We start from the raw sequence: 15815 nt of genomic DNA on the forward strand, positions 1-15815 counted from the left end.
ATGACAAGGCCGCCAGGCCCTCTCCCGCCCCGCAGCCGCTGAAACATATTTTTACCCATTAAAAATAGCCTTTTATTTTTGCCCCGGTAAAATGCCAGGATCGCTATAAAACCAGCCATGCCTGACCATGAGTACCGAGACATTGACCAGCCGCTTGACCATTTTTCAGGGACCCCAGCGCCTGCTGCAAGCCGACCGTTTGACGGTGCTGCGCTACCTGCAAAACCACGATGAGCTGCACCCCACTGGCAGTCACACCCCGCTGTGGGTGTTTGACGACCTCTCCGGCCTGCGCCTGGACCTGAACTGGCGCGCGGAATTGCCCGCCGCGCCGCTGCCGCCCCACACGCCGGGCACCGCCCCCGAGGAAACGGCTGCAGCGCTGCCCGAATCGCCCTCGCGCAGCCGCAGCACCCGCGCGGTAGGACGCCCCAAATTGGGGGTGGTGTCGCGCGAAGTCACCTTGCTGCCGCGCCATTGGGATTGGCTCAACCGCCAGCCCGGCGGGGCCTCCGCTGCGCTGCGCCGGCTCATCGATGATGCCCGCAATGCGCATGCCCAGCAAGACTCGCAACGTGCCGCCACCGAGGCCACCTACCAGTTCATGCAGGCCATGGCCGGCGATCTGCCTGGTTTCGACGAAGCCTGCCGCGCCTTGTTTGCCCACAAGCAATCGGCCTTCTTGCTGCAAACCCAGGCCTGGCCTGACGATGTGCAAGCCTATCTGCACCAGCTCAGCCGCCCGATCTGGGCCGCTTGATCCCACCCGACTGCCGGCCCAGCGCACCACCACCTCCTCTTGCCATGTCATCGCCACCTCTCTCCACCCAGGCCGCACACCCGGCCAGCGCGGCTCGCCCTTTGTGGCAGGTCTTCATGGTGTTTCTGGGCCCCATGCTGCTGTCCAATATCCTGCAGTCGCTCTCAGGCACGCTCAACAGCATGTTTCTGGGCCAGATGATGGGGGTCAAGGCCCTGGCCGCCGTGGCCGCCTTCTTTCCGGTGATGTTTGTCTTCATCGCCTTTGTCATTGGCCTGGGTGCGGGCGCCTCGGTGCTCATCGGCCAGGCCTGGGGCGCGGGCCAGCCCGACAAGGTGCGGGCCATCGCCGGCACCACCTTGCTGGCTGGCCTGGTCATGGGCACAGCGGTGGCATTGTTTGGCGGGCTGTTTACCCAGCCCATCATGCGCATGCTGGGCACACCGGCCGACATTCTGGAGCAAGCCACGGTGTACTCGCGCATCGTGCTGCTGGGCATGCCGGGGCTGTTTATCTTCTTGCTCGCCACCTCGCTGCTGCGCGGGGTGGGTGACACCCTCACGCCCATGTGGTCGCTGATTGTGTCCACCGGCATCGGCCTGGTCAGCACCCCGGCGCTGATTGCTGGCTGGGGCGGCCTGCCGCGCCTGGGCGTGGCCAGCGCCGGGGTGTCGATGATCCTTGGTTTTAGCATCGCCCTCACCTGGCTGGGCCTGCAGCTGCGCCGCAAGCGCAGCGTGCTGGCACCCAACCGCGCCTTGCTGCGCGCCATGCGACCGGACTGGGCCCTGCTGCGCGCCGTGCTGCGCGTGGGCATCCCCACGGGCGTGCTGATGATTGCCACCTCGCTGGCCGGCTTGGTAGTGCTGTCGCTGATCAACGGCTTTGGCTCGGACGCCACGGCGGCCTACGGTGCCGTCAACCAGATCAATGCCTTTGCACAGTTTCCGCTGATCTCGGTGGCCATCACCGCCTCCATCCTGGCCGCCCAATCGATTGGTGCCGGCCGCAGCGAGCGCCTGCCCGCCATTGCCCGCACCGCCTTGCAGATCAACATGGTCATCGGTGGCGCCACTGCCTTGCTGGGCAGTATTTTTGCCCAGCCGCTGCTGTCCATCTTTATCACCGAGCCCGAGGTGCTGCATGTGGCCGTGGAGCTGCTGCGCATTGTGCTGTGGAGCGGCCTGCTGTTTGGCGCCTTTGCCTCGCTCGCCGCGCTGATGCGGGCCAGCGGCGATGTGCTGGTCCCCACCTTGATCACCATTGGCGTGATTGCCATCTTGGAGCTGCCGCTGGCCTGGCTGTTCAGCCGCCACTTCGGCCTGGTGGGCATCTGGATGGCCTTCCCCGTCTCCTACGGCCTGACCTTGGCGCTGCAGACCTGGTACTACCAGGCCATCTGGAAGAAGCGCCCCATCCGCAAAATGGTCTGAATAAACAGCGAAGGAATCCCTTAAAGACGCCGCGACAAGGTGACAAGCCCGCCAAAAGCTGAAATCATGGCCTGCGCTTCGCTTGCATGTCCATCCACATCGCCATTTATGCCCAATCCCCAGAACTACCGCGTGCCCATCAAAGGCGCTGTCCATCTGGCCGACTACGACCCGGCCGCCACCCCCTTTACGCACGGCAGCATCAAGGCCCAGGAAAAAGACCTGAAGATGCTCAACAAACAGCTGGCCCAGCTGCTGCGCCCGCTGCAAGGCGAGAACAAGCGCTCGGTACTGCTGGTGCTGCAGGGCACGGACACCAGCGGCAAGGACGGCACCGTGCGCGGCGTTTTCAAAAGCACCAGTCCCCAGGGCGTGCGCATGGCCACGTTCAAAAGCCCCAGCAAGGAAGAGCTTTCGCACGACTACCTCTGGCGTTGCCATGCAGTCGTGCCAGCCAAGGGCGAGGTCGGCGTCTGGAACCGCAGCCACTACGAGGATGTGCTGGTGCCGCTGGTCAATGGCTGGATCACCCGCCAGGTGGCCAAGCAGCGCTATGCGCAGATCAATGATTTCGAGCGCCTGCTGACCGAGAACGGCACCACCGTCCTCAAGTGCATGCTGCACATCAGCAAGGACGAGCAGCGCACGCGCCTGCAAGAGCGCATCGATGTACCGGAAAAACGCTGGAAGTTCAGCATGGACGACCTGGCCGTGCGCCAGCAGTGGGATGCCTACCAGCAGGCCTACGAAGACCTGCTGGAAGCCACCTCCACCACGCATGCGCCCTGGTATGTGGTGCCATCGGACAACAAACTGCACCGCAACCTGATGGTCAACACCTTGCTCAACCACTGCCTGCTGGACATGCAGCCGCAGTACCCGGTGGATTTCCCCGAGCTGGTCGGCCTGCAGGTCGAGTAGGCGCGCACAGCAAAAGCGCGCAGACCACAGAAAAGGGGCCTGCTGATCCAGCAAGGCCCCTTTGTTTTGGATAAGGTTGAGCGTTTAAACGGGCACGCCCACCAGGTCATGGCCCTGGCTGCGCACAATGCGCACCTTGATCAGCTCGCCAACCTTGTAGGTCTTGCTGAGCTTCTCGGGCGGCAGCAGGTGCACAACGCCATCAATCTCGGGCGCATCGGCATAGGTGCGGGCAATGCCGCCCTTCTTGCCCAGGCCGATCGCCTTGTCCACCAGCACCTGCATGGTCTGGCCCACACGGCGCTCCAGGCGCTTGGCGGAGACCTCTTCGGCCACCTCCATAAAGCGGGCACGGCGCGCTTCGCGCACATCCGCGGGCAGCATGCCGGGCAGTTCGTTGGCGGTGGCGCCTTCGACCGGGCTATAGGCAAAGCAGCCGGCGCGGTCAATCTCCGCCTCGCGGATAAAGTCCAGCAGGTGGGCAAATTCTTCTTCGGTCTCGCCAGGGAAGCCCGCAATAAAGGTCGAGCGGATCACCAGCTCAGGGCAGATCGCGCGCCATTCGCGGATGCGCTCCAGATTGCGCTCACCGCTGGCCGGGCGCTTCATGCGCTTGAGCACATCGGGGTGGCTGTGCTGCAGGGGCACATCCAGGTACGGCAACACCAGGCCCTGGGCCATCAGCGGCAAAATGGCGTCAACGGTTGGGTAAGGGTAGACATAGTGCAAACGCACCCAGGCGCCATAAGGCTTGGCCAGCTCGCCCAGAGCCTCGACCAGCTCCAGCATGCGGGTCTTCACCGGCTTGCCGTCCCAAAAGCCCGTGCGGTATTTCACATCCACGCCATAGGCGGAGGTGTCCTGGCTGATCACCAGCAGCTCTTTGACGCCACCAGCAAACAGCGCCTTGGCTTCCTTGAGCACATCGCCAATCGGGCGGCTGACCAGGTCACCGCGCATCGAGGGGATGATGCAGAAGGTGCAGCGGTGGTTGCAGCCTTCCGAAATCTTCAGGTAGGCATAGTGCTTGGGGGTGAGCTTGATGCCCGCCTCGCCAAAGCTGCCGGGCACCAGGTCGATAAACGGGTCATGCGGCTTGGGCAGGTTGGTGTGGACCGCGTCCATCACCTCTTGCGTGGCGTGGGGGCCCGTCACCGCCAGCACACTGGGGTGCATCTGCTTGACCATATTGCCGCCGTCGGCACCCGTCTTGGCACCCAGACAACCGGTCACGATCACCTTGCCGTTCTCGGCCAGCGCCTCACCAATCGTGTCCAGGCTTTCGCGCACGGCATCGTCAATAAAGCCGCAGGTGTTGACGATCACCAGGTCAGCGCCTTCAAAGGTCTTGGAGGTCTGGTAGCCCTCGGCGCTCAGCTGCGTCAGGATCAGCTCGCTATCGGTCAAAGCCTTCGGGCAGCCCAAACTGACAAAGCCCACCTTGGGGACTTTGTTGGCAGGGGACGTGGCAATGGCGGCGTGGGTATCGGTATTCATTTTTTTGCAGGAGAGCCTGGCAACTAATCTGGGCGGTATTTTAAAGCAGGCGCTCCCGACGCCTCGCCCCCTGGGATATAGACCTGTGCCAACTCTCCAGCACCGCGCTGCAAGCCAAGCGCAGCGCGGGCCCGCTATTCCGTGCCAGGCCAGGTATCAGACGACAAAAAGGCGCCGGCTTTTGCAAGCCTGGCGCCTTGGCACCGTGCAAGTCAGGGCCGCTTGATCCCAAAGGCCGTCAGCATCTGCTCGGTCTGCTTTTGCATCTGCTCTTGCATTTGCTGGAAGAACTGCTGCGACTGGGCCTGGTAGTTGCCACCGGAGATATCGGGCATGCCGGGAACGCCGCCCAGGAAGTTGCGCCACATTTCGGGCGTGGCGCCCTTCATCTGGTCGGCAAAGCGGCCCTGCATCTCCGTAAACATCTGCACATTGCGCTCCAGGTAGGAGCCCATAAAGCCCTGCATGGCATGGCCGTAGAAGCGGATGATGTTGACCAGCATGGCCTCGGTGAACATCGGCGCGCCGCCTGCCTCCTCGTCCAGGATGATTTGCAGCAGGATGCTGCGCGTCAGATCCTCGCCGGTTTTGGCATCCTTGACGACGATGGGCTCGTTTTGCATCACCAAGGCCTTGACCTCGGCCAGGGTGATGTAGGCGGAGGTCTGGGTGTCGTACAGACGGCGGTTGGGGTATTTCTTGACGACGCGCTCGGAAGCGGTGGTTGTTCCTGGGGTCTTTTCCGGCACGCGGATCTCCTGTGTCTCTCGCCAACGGCTGGCGTTATGGGTTTTTACCGCAAAGGTAATTTTTAGATTGTAGTGATGCCCAGGGCCTGTTGCAGTGCAGCACTTACCCTTATGCGGTAACGGCTGAGCCTGCTGCCCGGCCCTTGAGCCAGTTGCCAAAGGCCTGCAGTGCCGGCTGGGCGGGCATGGGCTCGGTCGCCAGCGGGGTCATCCAGTAGTAGGCGCGGCTGCCTTTCAAAGGCTGGTCGCAGGCAACCACCAGTTCGCCCCGGGCCAGTTCGTCCTGGATCAGCATCGGCGGGATCAGCGCCACGCCCATGCCTGCAGCGGCAGCCACCGCCAGCATGGAGAACAGCTCATAGCGCGGCCCGTCGAGTGCATGGGGCGCCTCCACACCCGCCGCATCAAACCATTTGCGCCAGCCATCAGGGCGGGTGCTTTGCTGCAGTAGCGGCAGCTGGGCCAGCACCGGGGGCGATACCGTCAGGTAAGCGCGGCCGCGCCCGCGCTGGGTGGCGCCCTCCAGCAGGCGGGGGCTGCAGACGGGCACGATCAGCTCGTCCATCAACCAGGTGGCCTGGGTGCCCGGCCACTGGCGTGCCTGCTCGGCCGTGCCGGCATAGATGGCGGCATCCACCAGGCGCTCGGCAAAGGCAAAGGGCCGGGTTTGCACATCGATATGCACCACCACCCCCGGGTGCTGCTGCAAAAACTGCGGCAGGCGCGGCAGCAACCAGCGGGTAGCAAAGGTCGGCACCGCCGCAATGCTGATCGCGCCGCCCGCACCCTGGTGGGCCATGATGTCCAGCGTGCCACGCTCAATGCCCTGCAGCCATTGCGCCACCTGCTGGCTGTACTGGTGGCCCGCCACGGTCAGCACCATGCCGTGGCGCGAGCGCTTGAACAGCTGCACGCCCAACTGCTCTTCCAACGCAATGATCTGGCGCGAGACGGCGCTTTGCGTTAGCGCCAGCTCCTGGGCGGCGCGGGTATAGCTCTCGTGGCGGGCGGCGGCCTCAAAGCAGGCCAGGGCTTGGGTGGACGGAATCATTCGGCGCATATCTTGTCTCCCAGGTGACGCATGCCGTCACCTGCAACTTCTAGGGGAAGGCAGGTCGACAAACAGCTTATAAATGCGTAATGAGCATATCTGGATGATAAACAATCGTTTGCCCCTGTGCCGCCGCCGGCCTACCATGGCGGCTGTTTAGGCAGGGCTTCGCGCATCCGCGTCAGCCTGCCTTCCAATCAGCGAGCAAAGATCCAAGGAGCAGACATGGCCCAATTCACCTGGGAAGATCCCTTCCACCTCGACGAGCAACTGAGCGAAGACGAGCGCATGATCCGCGACGCGTCGCGCGCCTACTGCCGCGACAAGCTCGCACCCCGCGTGCAAGAGATGTTCCGCAAGGAGTCGGTGGACACCAGCATCTTCCGTGAGATGGGCGAGCTGGGCCTGCTGGGCCCCACCATCCCCACCGAATACGGCGGCGCCGGCCTGAACTACGTGAGCTACGGCCTGGTGGCGCGCGAGATCGAGTACATCGATTCTGGCTACCGCTCGATGGCCTCGGTGCAGTCCTCCTTGGTGATGGTGCCGATCAATGAGTTCGGCACCGAAGCGCAAAAGCAAAAGTACCTGCCCAAGCTGGCGTCGGGCGAGTTCATTGGCTGCTTTGGCCTGACCGAGCCTGACCACGGCTCTGACCCTGGCAGCATGGCCACCCGCGCTTACAAGGTGGACGGCGGCTACAAGCTCAAGGGCAGCAAGATGTGGATCACCAACAGCCCCATCGCCGATGTGTTTGTGGTCTGGGCCAAAGAGGTGTCAGAAGGCGGCGCCGTCGGCCAGATTCGCGGCTTTGTGCTGGAAAAGGGCATGAAGGGCCTTTCGGCCCCCGCCATCCACGGCAAGGTGGGCCTGCGCGCCTCGATCACCGGCGAAATCGTCATGGACGATGTGTTTGTGCCGGAAGAAAACGCTTTCCCCGAAGTGCGTGGTTTGAAGGGCCCCTTCACCTGCCTGAACAGCGCCCGCTTTGGCATTGCCTGGGGCGCGATGGGTGCGGCCGAGTTCTGCTGGCACACCGCCCGCCAGTACACGATGGACCGCAAGCAGTTTGGCCGCCCACTGGCTGCCAACCAGCTGATCCAGAAAAAGCTGGCCGATATGCAGACCGAGATCACCTTGGGCCTGCAAGCGGCACTGCGCGTGGGCCGCATGAAGGACGAGCACCAGAACGTGATCGAGATCACCTCGCTGATCAAGCGCAACAACTGCGGCAAGTCGCTGGACATTGCCCGCCTGGCGCGCGACATGATGGGCGGCAACGGCATCAGCGACGAGTTTGGTGTGGCACGCCACCTGGTGAACCTGGAAGTGGTGAACACCTACGAAGGCACGCACGATGTGCATGCGCTGATCCTGGGCCGCGCCCAGACCGGCATCGCCGCGTTCGCTAACTAAAAGGCAAGCTGCCTCTACGGCCTGCAGCGCCCGCTGCATGCCCCCCCACAACCCACTTCACCGCAGACGCTGCGTGGGTGGGTTGTGGTGTTTTGTGATCGCTTAACCACCCCCTTGCCGGATGCGAATGGCGCCACCATAAGGCGGCACGTACCATCGGCGAGTTTTGCAGAAATTTCTTGCTGCAGCGCCTGTTGCATATGCATGGGCAGCTATCAAATTTGGAGACACCATGACCGCACCCATCGCGCCGCTGGACGGCATCAAAGTTCTGGATCTTTCCCGGGTGCTGGCCGGCCCCTGGTGCGCGCAGATGCTGGGCGACCTGGGCGCAGAAGTGATCAAGGTCGAGCGCCCCGAGGCTGGCGACGACACCCGCCACTGGGGCCCCCCCTACCTGCACACCGATGACGGCGGCAAGACCGAGCAGGCCAGCTACTACACCTGCTGCAACCGCAACAAGCGCAGCATCACCATCGACATGGCCTCGCCCCAGGGCCAGGCACTGATCGTCGAGTTGGCCAAGGACGCCGACATCGTCGTCGAGAACTTCAAGGTCGGCGGCCTCAAGGCCTATGGCCTGGACTACGAAAGCCTGCGCAAGATCAACCCGCGCCTGATCTACTGCTCGGTCACCGGCTTTGGCCAGACCGGCCCCTACGCCCCCCGCGCCGGCTACGACCTGATGGTGCAGGCGATGAGCGGCATGATGAGCATCACCGGCCACCCTGATGGCGAACCCGGCGGCGGCCCGCTCAAGGTAGGGGTTGCGGTGACCGATGTGTTCACCGGCATCTACTCCTGCTGCTCCATCCTGGCCGCGCTCCAAGCCCGCCACCGGACTGGCGAAGGCCAGCACATCGACATGGCACTGCTGGACGTGGGCATGGCCGTGCTGGCCAACCAGGCCGTGGGCTACCTCAATGCCGACGAGATCCCGCAGCGCGCCGGCAATATCCACCCCAGCGTCGGCCCGTACCAGGACTTTCCCAGCAAGGACGGCAATGTGCTGCTGGCCATTGGCAACGACGGCCAGTTTGCACGCTTTTGCGCCGCCACCGGCAACGAGACCTGGGCGCAGGATGCCCGCTTTACCCGCAACTCGGGCCGCATCATCCACCGCAAGGATTTGCAGGAACTGATGTACCCGCTGATGAAGACCCGCACCACCGCCGAATGGATTGCGCTGCTCGAAGACAAGGCCGTCCCCTGCGGCCCCATCAACAACATCGCCCAGGCTTTTGATGATGAGCAGGTGATTGCACGCGGCCTGCATGTGCAGATCCCCCGCGACGCCGGCGACCAGATCGGCAGCATCAGCACCGTGGCCAGCCCCATGCGGCTGACTGCCACCCCGCCCGTGGTACGCCGCCCACCGCCTGCGATGGGCCAGCACACCGATGAGATCCTGGCCGAGATGGGGCGCTCACCCGCGCAGATTGCGCAGCTGCACAGCGAAGGCGTGGTCTGACGGTTCGCGCTATTGCCACGATGCACCAAGGGCCGCTGTTGCGGCCCTTTTTGTTGTTGCACAGCTGCGGGCTCTCAGTCAAACAGCCCCAGGCTGCTGCCATCGCCCAGCGGCGCGCCCTCCCATTCCAGCAGCTGCAGCTTGGTGCGTGTACCGCCATTGGCCGAGAAGCCACCACCCGCGCCCTGCGCCGCCAAGATCCGGTGGCAGGGCACCACCGGTGCAAAGGGGTTGGCCCCCAGCGCCTGGCCTACCGCACGGGCCAGGCCTTTGCCTCCCAGGTGCAGGGCCAGGTCGCCATAGCTGCGCGTCTGCCCGGGCTCGATGGCCAGCGCCAACTGGTAAACCGCACGAGAAAAATCAGGCACGCCGTGCCAATCCAGCACCACATCGTCGAGCAGCGGTAAACCGCTGCGCTCAGACCAGCGATTCAACGTCAACAAGCTGCGAAGATCACCCAACACTGGCGCTGGCGCATCCGGCCAGGGTGGGCTGCGGTCCGGATCACTGGCCTGCGGGCGCCCGGCCAGCAGCCACTGCACCCCTGCCACCGCCTGCAGCGCCTGGGCACTTAAACCATCGGCGGCCTGGGCTTGCGGCCACAGGCCGCTGCGGCGCTGGCGTGCATGCGCCAACAAGCGCATCTGCGTGCCCTCCGGGCTGGGCTCGGGCAGCCGCAGCGCCACGACGGCCTGCGCGCCCCAGGCAATGCCGCAAACGCCCAGGCGGGTGCGGAACAAGGCATGGCCGGTCTGCGCGGGGTCCCAGCCATCGCCAGGCACGCAAGACAAAGAGAGCGGGACTGTGGTCATGCAGCTATCTTGCCCCAGTTGCACCCGGTGCGCCCGGCAAGGGGCACAGACCTCGCAAGCCGCAGTGCCACTGTCAGCCTTTGCCGCCATCGTCGCAACAGCGCTGCTGCGAACCGGACAATCGCCTGCCCAGCCTCTAGAAAATACCGCCCAATGCACGCGCCTCTGCACACCCGCCACACCGCCCGCCTGCGCGAGCTGCTCGACAGCGCATACGGCCATCGCCATGCCCACCATGGCCGCCCCTTTTCTGCAGCGATGGCCGATGCGCACCGCATCGTGGCTGCGGGCCTGCAGCCGCCTTCGCGGCCCAGCCGCCAGGCTTAGAAAAGCAGCCCATGCGCCTTTGCGCTGGCTTTACCTCCGCCCTTTATGATCGGGCAGTTTTTTTCGGCGGCTACGGCCGCCTCTTTCCCCACTGCATGACCCCGCCCCCTACCCAGTCCCCCACCGTTGATCGCCAAGCCCTGCGCTGGATTGCAGTGCTTTTTTTACTGCTCTTGGCCAGCCGCCTGGTGGTCTCGCATGGCGTGTCCTGGGACCAAAATGAGCAACTGGTCTGGTCGCAGCAGTTGGCCCTGGGCTATGGCCCCCAGCCGCCGCTCTACACCTGGCTGCAATGGGCGCTGGGCCTGGTGCTGGGCCCCAGCACGCTGGCCGTGGTGCTGCTCAAAAACTGCCTGATTGCGCTGAGCTTTGTCTTTATGCTGCTGGCGGCGCAGCAAGTGCTACCCGCTGGCAAGGCCTGGCTTGCGGCTGCGGGGCTGACCTGGCTGCCGGGCATGGCCTGGCAGTTGCTGCGCGACCAGACCCATACCGTCATGCTCACCTGCGCCATCCTCGCCACCTGGTGGCTGCTGCTGCGCCAGTTGCGCCAGCCTCGGCCGATGGGCTTTGTCTACCTGGGCCTGGCCATCGCCTGGGGCATGCTGTCCAAGTACAGTTATTTGCTGGTGCTGCTGGCCATGCTGGCAGCCTGCCTGAGTATCTCGGATACCCGCCGCGCGATGTTCTCGCCTGGCTGGTGGCTGGCGCCGCTGGTGAGCGCCGTACTCGTCGCCCCCCATGGCTGGTGGGTGCTGCACCATTGGCAAGACGCCAGCGGCGCTACCCTGAACAGTCTGCACCCGGCACAAACCAGTTCCTACCTGAGCGGTCTGGCCCAGGGCCTGGGCGATCTGGTCGCATTTTTGCTGCTGGCGGTTGTGCCCTGGCTGCTGCTGGCCTGGCTCAGCAGCGGCCGGTTCTGGACCCAAGCCGCAGGCGCCACCCAGCCAAGCCCGACCGGTAGCGCCACACCACGGCCCAGCTGGCTGCTCCCCTTGCTAGGCCGCTACATGGCCTTGGTGGCTGCGGCCCTGGTGCTGATGGCATTTGCGGGCGCGGCCAAGTTCGATGGTCGCTGGATCCAGCCTTTGCTGCTGATTTTTCCGCTGTACATGCTGGCCCGCTGGCCGGCGATTGCACAGACAGGAAAAAGCCGACGGCGCTACCTGCTGGCTTGCCTGGGAATGCTGGTGCTGGTGTGGTCACTCGCCCTGTTGGCGCCGCTGCGCGATGCCAAGCGGGGCAAGGGTGACCGCCTCAACTGGCAGCTGGACCTGATGGCCAGCACCTTGCGCCAGGCCGGCTATGGCGGCCAGGGCATGGTGCTGGCCGAGCACCACACCACCGGGGGCGTCATGCGTATCCTTTTTCCGCAGGCCAAGATTGTGGTGTGCAACGCGGACGAGCCCGGCTTTCATAAGGATTGCGCCTGGCAGGCTGCCGAGACGGCTCGCCAGCAGCACCTGCCTTTGTTGCAGATCTCCACCGAAGATCCGGCCCCCGATGCCTGGTGGTGGGCGGCCTGGCCGGTCGATGCCATGCTGCAGGTGCAAGAAGCCGAGCTGCCCTACCGCTGGACCGACCCGGCGCGTGCGCGCATGCAGATGAACTTTGTGGTGTCTCCAGCGGGCGGTTAAGCGCGGCACAAGTCTCTAAGATGCGGTGTTGACAGGAGGCCACCAGAGACCATGACCGACGCCCCGCCCATCACTCGAGAACACTGGATCAACCTGCCCGCACAAGCCCGGCTGTATGCCAAAACCTGGACCCCGGCCATGCCCCGGCAAGCGCCTCTGGTGCTCATGCACGATTCGCTGGGATCGGTGGCACTGTGGCGTGATTTTCCGGCACAGCTGGCCCAGGCCACCGGCCGCCAGGTCGTTGCCTATGACCGCCTGGGTTTTGGCCAATCCGATGCGCGTTCGGACATGCTGTCGGCGCAGTTTGTCGGCGAAGAAGCTGCGCTGTACTTTCCGATCCTGCGCCAGCAGCTGGGCTTGGAGCGCTTTGCGCTGCTGGGCCACAGCGTGGGCGGCGGCATGGGGATGGCCATTGCGGCTGGCGCGGGCCAGGCCTGCACGGCGCTGGTCACCATCGCCGCACAGGCCTTTGTCGAGGACCGCACGCGTGCCGGCATCGTAGAGGCCCGTGCACTGTTCCAGGACGCGGCGCAGCTGGAGCGCTTGGCCAAGTACCACGGCAGCAAGGCGCGCTGGGTGGTGGATGCCTGGACGCAAACCTGGCTCAGCCCCGCCTTTGCCGACTGGACGGTGGATGCCTGGCTGCCCCGCTTGCAATGCCCGCTATTGGCCATCCATGGCGAGCTCGACGAATACGGCAGCACCGCACACCCTGAGCGCATTGCACGCCTGGCGGGCGCTGGCGGCCAAACCGAGATCATCGCTGGCGCCCACCATATGCCGCACCGCGAGATGGCCGAGCAGGTGCTCGGCCGCGTGCAGGCTTTTCTGGCGCAGGCGGACTGAAGCTGCCGCCTGCCTTTCCTGTCAATAGGCGACCGTGAAGCGCGCCTTGCTGTGCCAATGCTGCTCCAGCGCATCGACCAGCGACACCGCCAGATCGGCGGCCGAGATATCACCGGGGCTGCCATCGGCTTGCCACAGTGGCTCATCCTTGCCGGTACGGTACTGGCCGGTGCGGCCCTGGCTTTGCGCGGCCGATCCGCCATGGAAGCCCACAGGCGGGCTCAGCACACTCCAGTCCAGCACCGCTTCCTTTTGCAGCTCGCTGTACATGTCGCGGGCCGCGCTGGCACCGGGCTTGATGGCCGCAGGGAAGTCGGGCGAATCCACCAGCTGCTGGCCGTTCACAAATAGGCTACCAGCGCCACCCACCACCAGGTAGCGCGGCACACCCGCTGCCCGGGTGCCGGCCACGATGGCGCGCGAGCCCTGGAGGAAATCCTCGTAAATATTCGGGTTGGCCCAGCCTGCGTTGTAGGCAGACAGCACGGCATCGCTGCCTGCGGCGGCCTTTTCCACCACGGCCGCATCCATCACATCGCCAGGCACCACTTGCAGATGCGGGCGGGGCGCCAGCTTGACGGGTTCGCGCACCAGGGCCACCACTTCGTGGCCACGTTGCAGCAGTTCATCGAGCAAGGCAGCGCCTACAAAACCGGTAGCGCCAATCAGGGTGACTTTCATCGTGTTTCCTTTGGATAGACAAAGGTGGGCAGACCTTTGCCACACCATGACTGCATCGTAGTCCTGAAGAGAAGCATTGATAATCCAGCGATTACAAGCAATTCTTTGAAGCTGAGCTTCATAATCAGCCCATGGAAGACCTCAAGCGCATGGCCATTTTTGCCACCGTGGTCGAGCAAGGCTCGATGAGCGCCGCCGCGCGCCTGCTGGGCATGAGTGCCTCGGCCGTCAGCCAGCAGATCCGCCACTTGGAGGCTCAGGCGGGCCTGCCGCTGATGCACCGCACCACGCGCAAGCTCAGCCTGTCGGAAGCCGGGCAACGCTTTTATGCGCAATGCGCCGTGATGCTGCAAGCAGCGCGCCAGGCCCGCGCCGAGCTGGATGCCGAGCGCGACGAGCCCGTGGGCGAGTTGCGCATTGCGGCGGTGCTGGGCCTGGCAGCGCCGCTGGGCCGGGCGCTGGCGCCCTTGCTGCATGCCCACCCGCAACTGCGCCTGCAGTTGCTGCTGGATGACGCCCACCGCGACCTGGTTGCCGAGCGGGTGGACATCGCCATCCGCATGGGCGAGCTGCCCGATTCCAACTGGGTGGCCCGCCCGCTGGGCACCCTGCCTTGGTGGATATGTGCCGCCCCCGCACTGGCCCAAGGCAAGCCCTTGCCCGAGCAACCGCAGGCCTTGCAAGCCTGGCCCTGGATGGCGCGCAATATCGGCAAAACCACCAGCGCCCGCATGGAGCTGCAGCACAGAAACAGTGGCGAGACCGTGGTGCTGCACACCACGCCGCGCATCATCAGCAACCAGCAATTCGCGCTGCAGCAGCTGTGCAGCGAGGGGCTGGGCCTGGCCAGGTTGTTCTCTCTCGAAGTGGCCGACCAGGTGCGCAGCGGCCAGCTGCTGCGCCTGCTACCCGATTGGGACTGCGGCAGCCTGCGCATCTCCGCTCTCACCCCCGGGCGCCAGGCACTGCCGGCACGGGTGCGGCTGGCCCTGGCGGCGCTGCAGGCCCACTTTGCGCCGCTGGCCTTGGCCTGACAAAAACCGGGCCCCGCCGCTGCTACCCAGCAGAACAAGTGGGCACTGGCACCGGGCTGTTGCGCCAAAAGAACGTGAGGGGCAGCGGTGGTTTTGTCAAATACGCAAGAATCCTGTCTGGTGGTCGGTGTACTGCCTTGGTCCTGGGAACGTATTGATGGTCTCTTCGCAACGAGATCGTGAGCATGTTCTTATCGCTGCGCGCCAACCGCGTGGCCTATTAAACCGCCGTGTATCCGGACAGCGGTGGTTGAAAGAACGGAACGCTATGACCCACTCTACCGCTCGCCGCTCGGCGCTGCGTGGCCTCTCGCTGGCCGCGTTGACCCTTTCCAGCCTGGCTACGTTCAGCGCGCATGCAGACACCCCTGCGGTGCTGCGCGTATCGGCCATCCCCGACGAGGCACCAACCGAGCTGCAGCGCAAGTTCAAGCCGCTGGGCGAGTACCTGTCGCAGGCGACCGGCATGCAGGTGGTGTTCACCCCCGTGACGGACTATGCCGCCGTGGTCGAATCCTTGGCGACCAAGAAGCTGGACCTGGCCTGGCTGGGCGGCTTTACCTATGTGCAGGCCAAGATCCGCACCAATGGCACGGCCATCCCCATTGTGCAGCGCGCTGAAGACGCGGTCTTTACCAGCAAGTTCATCACCGCCGACCCCAGCATCCAGACCCTGGCCGACCTCAAGGGCAAGACCTTTGCCTTTGGCGCGCCCTCGTCCACCTCGGGCAGCCTGATGCCGCGCTACTTTTTGCTGCAAGACGGCCTGAACCCCGAGAAGGATTTCAAGACCGTGGCCTACTCGGGCGCGCATGATGCCACCGTGGCCTTTGTGGCTGCCGGCAAGGCCCAAGCCGGGGTGCTCAACACCTCCGTCTGGGACAAGCTGGTCGAGACCAAGAAGGTGGACCCCAGCAAGGTACGGGTGTTTGCCACCACCCCCACCTACTTTGACTACAACTGGACGGTGCGCGGCGACCTGGACCCGGCCATCATCAAAAAGCTGACCGATGCCTTCCTAGCATTGGACCCGGCCAAGCCCGAGCACAAGGCCCTGATGGATTTGCAGCGCGCCTCCAAGTTCATCCCCACCCAGCCTGAGAACTATGCGGGCACCGAGGCAGCGGCCAAGTCCGCTGGCCTGCTCAAGTAAATCGCCACCCGGCACTGGCCCGGC

General features: G+C 64.6%; 15 protein-coding genes. 10 read left to right on the forward strand and 5 right to left on the reverse strand.

From position 1 onward, the window contains the following. Positions 1-127: 127 nt before the first annotated feature. From M2375_RS08320 to M2375_RS08330, 3 genes are all read left to right on the forward strand, one after another. Positions 128-760, forward strand: coding sequence for a DUF2239 family protein (locus M2375_RS08320; protein WP_259165130.1), 633 nt, complete (start codon positions 128-130; stop codon positions 758-760). A 44-nt stretch (positions 761-804) separates the two neighbouring features. After that, positions 805-2193 (forward strand): MATE family efflux transporter, encoded by a 1389-nt coding sequence (locus M2375_RS08325; RefSeq protein ID WP_259165131.1) that lies wholly within the window; start codon positions 805-807, stop codon positions 2191-2193. Between the two features lie 108 nt (positions 2194-2301). Further along, on the forward strand, positions 2302-3114 hold the full coding sequence (locus M2375_RS08330) for a PPK2 family polyphosphate kinase (RefSeq protein WP_259165133.1): 813 nt from the start codon (positions 2302-2304) through the stop codon (positions 3112-3114). 84 nt (positions 3115-3198) lie between these two features. Here M2375_RS08330 and rimO read toward each other — a convergent pair whose 3' ends face one another. From rimO to M2375_RS08345, 3 genes are all read right to left on the reverse strand, one after another. Continuing rightward, the gene (rimO, locus tag M2375_RS08335) at positions 3199-4611 is read right to left on the reverse strand and encodes a 30S ribosomal protein S12 methylthiotransferase RimO (RefSeq protein WP_259165135.1); all 1413 of its coding nucleotides are present in this window, start codon (positions 4609-4611) and stop codon (positions 3199-3201) included. Positions 4612-4823: 212 nt separating this feature from the next. Continuing rightward, positions 4824-5360: a polyhydroxyalkanoate synthesis repressor PhaR gene (phaR, locus tag M2375_RS08340; protein WP_259165137.1), complete on the reverse strand. Its 537-nt coding sequence runs from the start codon at positions 5358-5360 to the stop codon at positions 4824-4826. 109 nt (positions 5361-5469) lie between these two features. After that, positions 5470-6420, reverse strand: coding sequence for a LysR substrate-binding domain-containing protein (locus M2375_RS08345; RefSeq protein WP_259165138.1), 951 nt, complete (start codon positions 6418-6420; stop codon positions 5470-5472). 216 nt (positions 6421-6636) lie between these two features. Between M2375_RS08345 and M2375_RS08350 the strand changes: the two genes are divergently transcribed. Together M2375_RS08350 and M2375_RS08355 are read left to right on the forward strand one after the other, a co-directional pair. Then, complete coding sequence (locus tag M2375_RS08350) at positions 6637-7827, forward strand: acyl-CoA dehydrogenase (RefSeq protein ID WP_182327366.1); 1191 nt, start codon at positions 6637-6639, stop codon at positions 7825-7827. Between the two features lie 232 nt (positions 7828-8059). Beyond that, the gene (locus tag M2375_RS08355) at positions 8060-9298 is read left to right on the forward strand and encodes a CaiB/BaiF CoA-transferase family protein (protein ID WP_259165139.1); all 1239 of its coding nucleotides are present in this window, start codon (positions 8060-8062) and stop codon (positions 9296-9298) included. A 74-nt stretch (positions 9299-9372) separates the two neighbouring features. On the opposite strand, the gene M2375_RS08360 is transcribed toward M2375_RS08355, so the two are convergent. Beyond that, the gene (locus tag M2375_RS08360) at positions 9373-10110 is read right to left on the reverse strand and encodes a methylated-DNA--[protein]-cysteine S-methyltransferase (RefSeq protein WP_259165140.1); all 738 of its coding nucleotides are present in this window, start codon (positions 10108-10110) and stop codon (positions 9373-9375) included. A 153-nt stretch (positions 10111-10263) separates the two neighbouring features. Between M2375_RS08360 and M2375_RS08365 the strand changes: the two genes are divergently transcribed. From M2375_RS08365 to M2375_RS08375, 3 genes are all read left to right on the forward strand, one after another. Beyond that, positions 10264-10437: a hypothetical protein gene (locus M2375_RS08365; RefSeq protein WP_259165141.1), complete on the forward strand. Its 174-nt coding sequence runs from the start codon at positions 10264-10266 to the stop codon at positions 10435-10437. A 95-nt stretch (positions 10438-10532) separates the two neighbouring features. After that, entirely contained in the window at positions 10533-12074 is a 1542-nt protein-coding gene (locus tag M2375_RS08370; RefSeq protein WP_259165142.1) for a glycosyltransferase family 39 protein, read from the forward strand. Between the two features lie 51 nt (positions 12075-12125). Then, positions 12126-12923 carry an alpha/beta fold hydrolase gene (locus M2375_RS08375; protein WP_259165143.1) on the forward strand — a complete coding sequence of 266 codons (798 nt, stop codon included), beginning with the start codon at positions 12126-12128 and terminating at the stop codon, positions 12921-12923. Between the two features lie 21 nt (positions 12924-12944). On the opposite strand, the gene M2375_RS08380 is transcribed toward M2375_RS08375, so the two are convergent. Continuing rightward, complete coding sequence (locus tag M2375_RS08380) at positions 12945-13604, reverse strand: NAD(P)-dependent oxidoreductase (RefSeq protein ID WP_259165145.1); 660 nt, start codon at positions 13602-13604, stop codon at positions 12945-12947. A 131-nt stretch (positions 13605-13735) separates the two neighbouring features. Between M2375_RS08380 and M2375_RS08385 the strand changes: the two genes are divergently transcribed. Both M2375_RS08385 and M2375_RS08390 read left to right on the forward strand, forming a co-directional pair. Then, on the forward strand, positions 13736-14638 hold the full coding sequence (locus M2375_RS08385) for a LysR family transcriptional regulator (protein WP_259165146.1): 903 nt from the start codon (positions 13736-13738) through the stop codon (positions 14636-14638). A 268-nt stretch (positions 14639-14906) separates the two neighbouring features. Beyond that, positions 14907-15791 (forward strand): putative selenate ABC transporter substrate-binding protein, encoded by an 885-nt coding sequence (locus M2375_RS08390; RefSeq protein WP_259165147.1) that lies wholly within the window; start codon positions 14907-14909, stop codon positions 15789-15791. Positions 15792-15815: the final 24 nt, after the last annotated feature.

Source organism: Comamonas sp. BIGb0152 (genome assembly GCF_024809975.1).
Classification (GTDB): Bacteria; Pseudomonadota; Gammaproteobacteria; order Burkholderiales; family Burkholderiaceae_C; genus Comamonas.

Excerpts from the sequence above, each read along its gene's own strand:
- M2375_RS08320 (WP_259165130.1), top strand. The coding sequence starts at position 128 with ATGAGTACCGAGACATTGACCAGCCGCTTGACCATTTTTCAGGGACCC.
- M2375_RS08325 (WP_259165131.1), top strand. The coding sequence starts at position 805 with ATGTCATCGCCACCTCTCTCCACCCAGGCCGCACACCCGGCCAGCGCG.
- M2375_RS08330 (WP_259165133.1), top strand. The coding sequence starts at position 2,302 with ATGCCCAATCCCCAGAACTACCGCGTGCCCATCAAAGGCGCTGTCCAT.
- rimO (WP_259165135.1), bottom strand. The coding sequence starts at position 4,611 with ATGAATACCGATACCCACGCCGCCATTGCCACGTCCCCTGCCAACAAA.
- M2375_RS08345 (WP_259165138.1), bottom strand. The coding sequence starts at position 6,420 with ATGCGCCGAATGATTCCGTCCACCCAAGCCCTGGCCTGCTTTGAGGCC.
- M2375_RS08350 (WP_182327366.1), top strand. The coding sequence starts at position 6,637 with ATGGCCCAATTCACCTGGGAAGATCCCTTCCACCTCGACGAGCAACTG.
- M2375_RS08355 (WP_259165139.1), top strand. The coding sequence starts at position 8,060 with ATGACCGCACCCATCGCGCCGCTGGACGGCATCAAAGTTCTGGATCTT.
- M2375_RS08360 (WP_259165140.1), bottom strand. The coding sequence starts at position 10,110 with ATGACCACAGTCCCGCTCTCTTTGTCTTGCGTGCCTGGCGATGGCTGG.
- M2375_RS08365 (WP_259165141.1), top strand. The coding sequence starts at position 10,264 with ATGCACGCGCCTCTGCACACCCGCCACACCGCCCGCCTGCGCGAGCTG.
- M2375_RS08370 (WP_259165142.1), top strand. The coding sequence starts at position 10,533 with ATGACCCCGCCCCCTACCCAGTCCCCCACCGTTGATCGCCAAGCCCTG.
- M2375_RS08375 (WP_259165143.1), top strand. The coding sequence starts at position 12,126 with ATGACCGACGCCCCGCCCATCACTCGAGAACACTGGATCAACCTGCCC.
- M2375_RS08380 (WP_259165145.1), bottom strand. The coding sequence starts at position 13,604 with ATGAAAGTCACCCTGATTGGCGCTACCGGTTTTGTAGGCGCTGCCTTG.
- M2375_RS08385 (WP_259165146.1), top strand. The coding sequence starts at position 13,736 with ATGGAAGACCTCAAGCGCATGGCCATTTTTGCCACCGTGGTCGAGCAA.
- M2375_RS08390 (WP_259165147.1), top strand. The coding sequence starts at position 14,907 with ATGACCCACTCTACCGCTCGCCGCTCGGCGCTGCGTGGCCTCTCGCTG.